The sequence below is a fragment of the Akkermansia sp. N21169 genome (assembly GCF_029854675.1).
Taxonomy (GTDB): Bacteria; Verrucomicrobiota; Verrucomicrobiia; order Verrucomicrobiales; family Akkermansiaceae; genus Akkermansia.
The window spans coordinates 198,001-205,493 of record NZ_JARWNC010000037.1; the positions used below are offsets into that span (position 1 = coordinate 198,001).

Annotated in this window: 1 protein-coding gene; it reads left to right on the forward strand. The window is 49.9% G+C overall.

The annotated features are described in order from the left end of the window. Positions 1–484 precede the first annotated feature (484 nt). Positions 485–7,493, forward strand: a 7,009-nt coding sequence (locus QET40_RS06525; RefSeq protein ID WP_280126371.1) for a hypothetical protein, incomplete at its 3' end; no start/stop codon positions are given.

Here is a 7,493-nt window from a genome sequence, read left to right on the forward strand (position 1 = left end):
CCGGATTATCAATGCAAAAAAACAACATCTGACAAAAACTTCACCCGTTTTCCTTGTATCACAGCAGTTCTTTCCGGTTGGGTTACATCCTCTTCCACAAGACCTTTCTTCGTCAATTCTTGCAACATTTCACTCACCGAAGCAGGCAACAGTACTTGCCTAGGCTAATAAGGAATATTGTCATAATCTGCAATTGATTTCATTTTACTGATTATAAGTTTGTTATGATTAATTATTTGGTGGATGTGGGGAAAAATTACAGTTAATTAACCCTCATTATGCCGACTTTGTTGAAGCGGTTTGGTAATCCGTTATGAGTAACAATAAGTCGCTTATTATAAATAGTTAATAATACAATAACAAGAAGAATAAACACTTATTGTAGAAACATACATTGAGGCTATTTTCTGAGAGAAATTTGGCCTTGACAACGGATTACCAAACTGCTACGAAAGAGAAAAATATTACCGTATTCTCTTTTGCGATGAAACTCAGACTACCTCTCCTGCTGGCTGCGGCCGTTATGGCTTGCTATTCCCATGTTTCTCTCTCTGCTGACACTGCCAATGGTTTCAGTATCAATTTTTATTCCATTGGAGGTGCTACTTTGAGCGGTGACGACTTGGTAGGCATGGAAGGAGTGGAAACAGCAGCGAAATACTGGAATAATATTTCACCGACGGAAGCCAACAAAGCTTACGGTGTGACTCTAAATAATCTGGGGCAGGAGATGAGCGGAATTACCGTCACATCGACTCGGGCGGTCAATGACTGGCATCCCGGTCGGACGACAACTCAGACAGACAAGCTTCTCTCAAGCTATATTGATGCATCGGCAGGGAATTCCTACTCCGTGTCCATAGCCGGAGTTCCTTATTTGTCCTCGACACTCTACTTAATCATGTCCGGCGACGGAGGAAAATTCACCGCCATGAATGTCAATGGAACCAACTGGACTTATAAAGACGGAGCAATGGCCGAGGGAACCGAAGCTTGGGGAAATCGCAGCGCCAATCAAGGAACTTTGACATTGGGAATCAATGTCTTGCAGGTCGATGACATTATCGGGGGCAACATTTCCATTTCTAATGTACTTAGCTCTGGGCGAGGGACGATTGCGGGGATACAGGTTGTCGATACATATGAGGGAACCTATTTGTATCGGACGCTTGATTCCACGGGTGGGGCGTGGTCCGATGCTCTATGGTCTGAGACGGATGGTACAGCCGGTACTCTTGCCTGGGGTGGAGCGGGGAATGGAGCCGTTCTCAAGGCGGACGCAGGCGGATCGACATTGACTTTGTCCGGGACGGTCGTATCGGACGGCGTTATCCTTCAATCCGGGAAATTGATTCTTTCCGGAGGAACGCTTAATATGACGGGACCGGCCGCGTTTGTGACGGGGCAGGCAAGCACGATCAAGTTTGATGGAACCACCGTTACTTCAAGTGGTACCCTGGTCTTATCGGGTTCAGGCACATACGAGATTTCGGATTTATCGTATCTTCCTCTTTCTGTGGATGTAACGGGAGGTACTCTCAATGTTTCGGGAGATACGACAGTACGGAATGAAAGCAATATATGGATAGGAAATACTGCTACTTTCGATGCCCAATCAGTGACTGTTTCATCGGGTGGTTCCGTAAGTGTTGCAAATGGGGGGACTCTTACGACTGGCTCACTCTCTATTGAACAGGGGGGATCCGTATTCCTCTATCAGAGTCCCCTTGATACTCTGAATGTAACATCCCTTTCAGGGAATGGTGAACTTGTTTTGGCGACAGCCATGGGATTTAACAAAGATACTCTTCCCGAAGTACATACGCTTTTAGACAATTTCGGTGGGGCATTGACTTTGAAAGGAGCAGGAGAATCTGTTTTCGATTACAGCAGCATGAACGTGCCTTTAGAGCAAATTCTCACCCTTGGTATGGATGGCATGGTCCTTCATATCGCGAAGGGAGCTTCTTTAAATATGCGTCTTCCTGATGACAAGGCTGCATCTCGCCTCATTGGGACAACCATCAATCTTTCCGAGGGGGGGACATTGTCTCATGGTGTAGTCAATGGCAATAAGTTTAATGCTACTTATACGAATGGGATTACGATTGTAGAGACCCAAGGTGTTACAGATGATTCCGCTACCATCAAAGTTCCTGGTTACATGAGAGGGATTGCGACATCCAAGTTGAATGGTTCCGGTACACTGACCATTCAAAGATTAAATGGGTATAACAACGACCCAGGTCTCTTTAGTCAATCAACCTTCGCCATTGATGGAGTTGATGATAATGAAACCAATCGGTTTACGGGAGAAATCGTCGTCAATAGTCCAAACGACGGAACTAAATATACTTATTTGTCGCTTAATCATCAACTTGCGGCACAAAAAGCCAAGATATCATTGCAAGGTACGTTTTCCGGCCTTTTCCTTGGGGCGGATAATGTTATTGTCACCGGTTTGGAATCGCCACAGGCAACAGCCAGAATTGAAGTTCTCCCTAATTTAACGAACGAAACTCCCTATACTCTGACCGTCAAGGGAATTGCCAATTACGCCGGAAAAATAGGCGGAAACCTCAGTCTAGACCTTGCCGGAGGAGTGGAGCATGTTCTGTCGGGAGATTTGAGCGCTTTCACCGGAACGATTACTGTTGCCGACAATACCGCCTCCAATTTGACCCTTTCGGGAAGTTCTTCCGCTGATGGAGTCAATCTGTCCATGAGCCAGGGGAATTTAACGACGGGAGTGAAAGTGAATTTGCTCTCGGCCGATTCATCATCTTTGACTCTATCTCTGACTGCCGGAGGGCAAATTGTTGTCACGGGAACTGCATCGGCATTCGCTTCGACGACGGTAACGGGTGCTGGAATGATCGGCATGGATTTGAATTCCTCGGCGGGAACTCTTGATTTGGGGAATTTTAGCATCGGAACGACAGGTGATTTTCTGCGGATCGATCTGTCCAATACCGATGATCTCAGTCAGTTTTCCCTGACTGCTACGGGGACGTCTTTGGATGTTCTTCGAGGTTCCTTGACGGTATCCGCCGGCAACAAGTTGTATACGGCAAGCGGTTATACAGGGAATAATGTCTCCTTCTCCGAAATTGACCTTTTGGTGAATGAGAGTGAGTCCGGTGCCGACAAATACTATTACCGCAATGGAGGTTCCGTTACCCTGTCCCAGTCGGAATATTCGATGAATTCCCTTCTGATCAACGGTGATGCCGATGAGGCGACGACGGATGAAATCATCCTGAACGGAGCGGCTCTTTCTGCGGATTCTCTGACTTTTACCTCTTCCGACGCTTATGCAATCAATGATGGTGAGACTGCCGGTAGTCTCGAAGCGGGACAGCTTTCCCTTCTTGGGGCGGGAACACTGACGTTGAATACGGCGTCTACGATAGGGAGTATTACGGGATCCGGTTCACTCGTTGTATCCAAAAATACGATCATTCAGTCGGGGACGACAACATTGGCGAGTCTGAACTTTAATGGTACGACGTTGACTTTAGGGAATGGTAATGATGAAAAAGCTGAAATCATTGCAGAGAAAGGATTCAACCAAACGGCAAATACCAATTTGGTTCTGAAGAATGGTTCTTCCCTGACGCTGGAAAACCTGAACTTAAGAGGCAATGAGACTTCCTTTACTTTAGGAGATGATAGCGGAAGCACAGGTGTTCTAAATACCATCAGGTTTCTCGGTGGTGATGGGAGTTCCACGAACACAACCATGAATATCAAGCCCGGCAACGTGTTCAATATCACTGGCACTAGCGACGGAACAAGTGGAACAGGGGCTCTTATCGTAGGACACTGGGGCAGGCCTTCCGTTATTAACTTATCGGGGGTAATGAATGTTCTGTCGGCTCATTTCAGCGGGGTTACCGCAACAAAAGACCAGGCAAAGCTCAACGTTAACGAAGGTGGCATTCTGAATATTAAAGGCTTGTATCTGGCATACAAAAGAGACTCAGGAGCGGGAGTATCCGTCATCCTCAACGAAGGCGGCACAATCAATATCGGTGGAGATGGTATTAAAACGGACAATGATGCCAATTTCACATTGAATCTCAATGGAGGAACACTGGGTATTCTGAATACCGTGGATTCCTGGACAGGAGTCAAGGCAATGACTATCGGAGGTTCCGTCACGCTTAATACGGACAAATATACACCGGACACAACAGCCCAAGGTTCCGATTACGACGGTTATCTGGGAGGGGTGGGGACGATTACGATCAGCGGCGGCCTGACGGGCGTTGCCGGTACGGCTAACTTGACGATTGCGGGGAAAGGGGAAGTGATCCTGACCGGTGCCAACGGTAATTATCAAGGAGGTATCACTATTGAATCGGGAGCGACCTTGACGGCTACGGGCGACAATAACAAGACCCTCGGCGGAGACAATGCCGTCGTGACTCTTCAGGACGGAAGCAAGCTTGTGTTCGGCGGTACGACCATGAATGCTGATTTTGCCTTTAAAGGCAATATTGTCGGAAACGGATTGGGGACGATCGAGTCCAGTACGACACTGAAACTTGTCGATACGGACATTGACGTGGAAACGGTCAATGTTCTGTCCGGTACATTAACCTGGCAGAATACGACGAATGATCATGCTTCCATGCCTTTGGATACGGTGTTTAGACTGGGTGAACGAGCGGTTGTTTCTTCCGGTGCTACTCTTGTGATCACTCTTCCGGATGAAGCAGGTGGAGATAATCGTCTGAATAACATTGATACAGCCTTTACCCTTCAGGAAGGAGGCACCATGACGATGGGTGCCGCCAACAATAGGATCAATCGCGGATTGACGATTGAGCAGACGGCTGAGGAAGGGGATCAGGCGAAGATCAACTTGAATAACTGGGGCAAGCCTCTGATTCTTTCCCAATTGAATGGTGCCGGAAATCTTCTTGTCGAACGGCAAGCAGGCGCTTCGGATAGCTCTCCTAATGATCAAAATAGATTGGAAATCAACGGTGCCGATGCTATTGAAAGCAATCGTTTTACGGGAACAATTCACCTGAGTAATGGGGATGGAGGAGTTACGGGAGGCAATATTCATAAAGTACTTTATCTTGTTTTGGGTCATGAATTTGCAGCTCAAAATGCTGTGATTTCTCTCGATCATGATGGCACCAGGCTTGCCCTGGGTGTTGCCGAAACGACCATTGCCGGTTTGACTTCGGCATTTAATTCCGGGATCGTGAACAAATCGGGATTGGATTCCGCCTCATTGATTGTCCATTACAATGGAACGGATAACATGACCTATGCCGGCAGTATTGAGGCAGGTGTGAATTTGGTCAAAACGGGAACGGGGACCCAGATCTTTGATGGCGATTTGACCGCGTTCAACGGTACCTTCACGGCGCAGGACGGACAGCTGACGGTAAATGGCAAAGCGGTTGCCGGAGCAGAAGAAGGGACGACTCTTCCCGTGGTGGGTTCGGGTACCCGGTTCAATCTTGACGGCGGCAAATTGAGTTTCCCGTCGTTGATCGCCGGTTCCACCTTGACGACGACATCGGCCTCCAATGGCTCGTTGACGGGGACGTTGTCATTGGACGGCGGCAGCATCGTCGTCCTGGATGATACGGACACGCTGCAATATGCCGTTTCGGACGGCGGCAGCATCACTCTTGGATCAGGTGTTGTCTTCGATATTTCCGCATTGGCTTCCCGAGGCTCCGGGAGCTATACCTACAATATGTTCACGCTGACCGGTGGGTTGGATAAGTCCAGGATTTCCATCACCGGGATGTCGATCGACGAGGATTCCCGCGACAAAATCGACTATCGTCTGGGAGCCGACAATCTGCTCCAGCTCGTTTACGACAAGACAGACGTCACGCTGACATGGGCCGGGGATTCCGACGGCAATACGTGGCAGACAAAGGGCGGCCTGACTCCCTGGATCGCCGAAGGAAGCGACGACAATCAGTTCTACAGCAACGACAAAGTCGTCTTTACCGATACTGCCGCCGAGAAAACGGTATTGATCAAGGGAACGGTCAAGCCCCGTTCCATGGAAGTGACGGGAGGGGACTATACCTTCAATGCCGAAACGGACGGGACCATTTCCGGGAGCGGTTCCCTGTCGCTGAAAGGCGGAAGCCTGACAATGAACCTGGTCAATGCCGGATGGGACGGTGAGATCAGCGTAACCGGCAGCGAACTGAAGTTCATCAACGGTGCCCTGGGAACAGGAAAAATTACCTTGAACGAAGGAGCGACGTTGACCTGGCTGACCGGCAATGCGCAGGATGTGTCGTCCCGCCTCACATGGAGTGATGATTCCCACGTTTCACTCAACGTTGCCGGTTCCGATGACAACGTCCTATTCGGAACATCTGTTGCCAACAAGGGCCATGTGACAAAACTCGGCGACGGTAAATTAACATTGAACGGAGCAGGACGCATCTCCGGTTCCCTGACGATCGGCACCCAAACCGTATCCGGCGGAACTGTCTCGATTACAGGCGGCGGAAACAACGGTGCCGCTGCGGTCAAGGGCGGCATTGACGTAGTCAACGGTATTCTCTCCCTTGATGCGGGAGACCTCACCGGCTACGGAGACGATGCCGCAAGCAGAATATCAAGCCTGGCTGTCAGGGAAAACGGCGAAATCAAGCTGACGACCTCAAACAACCAGACATTGAAAGACCTTGCCATCACCCTGCAGGGTGGGACAATTTCCGGCGTTGACGGTTCCCGTATTGACTTCTACGGTACGACGACGGGATTGGAAACCCTGGCATCCGACAAGGAATCCGTCATTTCGACGCAAGTCACGCTTCGCCAAAATGACAACGTCTTCAAGGTTGCAGATGGCGCCGCCGCCAATGACCTGCTTGTTTCCGGTGATTTCATTATGGCCGGTCAGGAAGCTGTCACCCGTACCCTGATCAAGCAGGGAGCCGGCACGATGAACATTGCCGGGAAGTACTCCATCGACAAAACGATTGAGATTCATGAAGGCAGATTGATTCTGAGCAATGCCGATGCAACGTTGAATGCCACCGGTATCTCCATTGCGGAAAACGCCACACTCGTTTTCGACACGATCAAGGAAACGGGGTATCTGTACGGGAACACACTCTCCGGCTACGACGGAGGAAGCGGAACGGTCGAAGTCGCAGAGAACCGCAAACTGACCCTGTCGGGCAACAACGCCGACTTCAACGGCAAACTGCTTGTTGGTGCCGGAGCTTCGCTGACCCTCCAAGGCAACATGAATGCCTCCGATCTGTCCGGCAATGGCTCCTTCTCCGTCACGGGAGGCGATGTGACCATTTCTGGCGCTAACACCGGAGATTCCGCCTTTACCGGCGCCGTCTCGGTCTCGGGCGGCACGCTGCGCGCCGGGTCGAACACGGCCCTGGGGAACAGCGACATTGACGTGTCGGGCACCGGCGCCTTGGACGTCAACGGAAAAACCCTCGCCAACAAAGTCTTCCTCACAGGCGGTTCCCTGG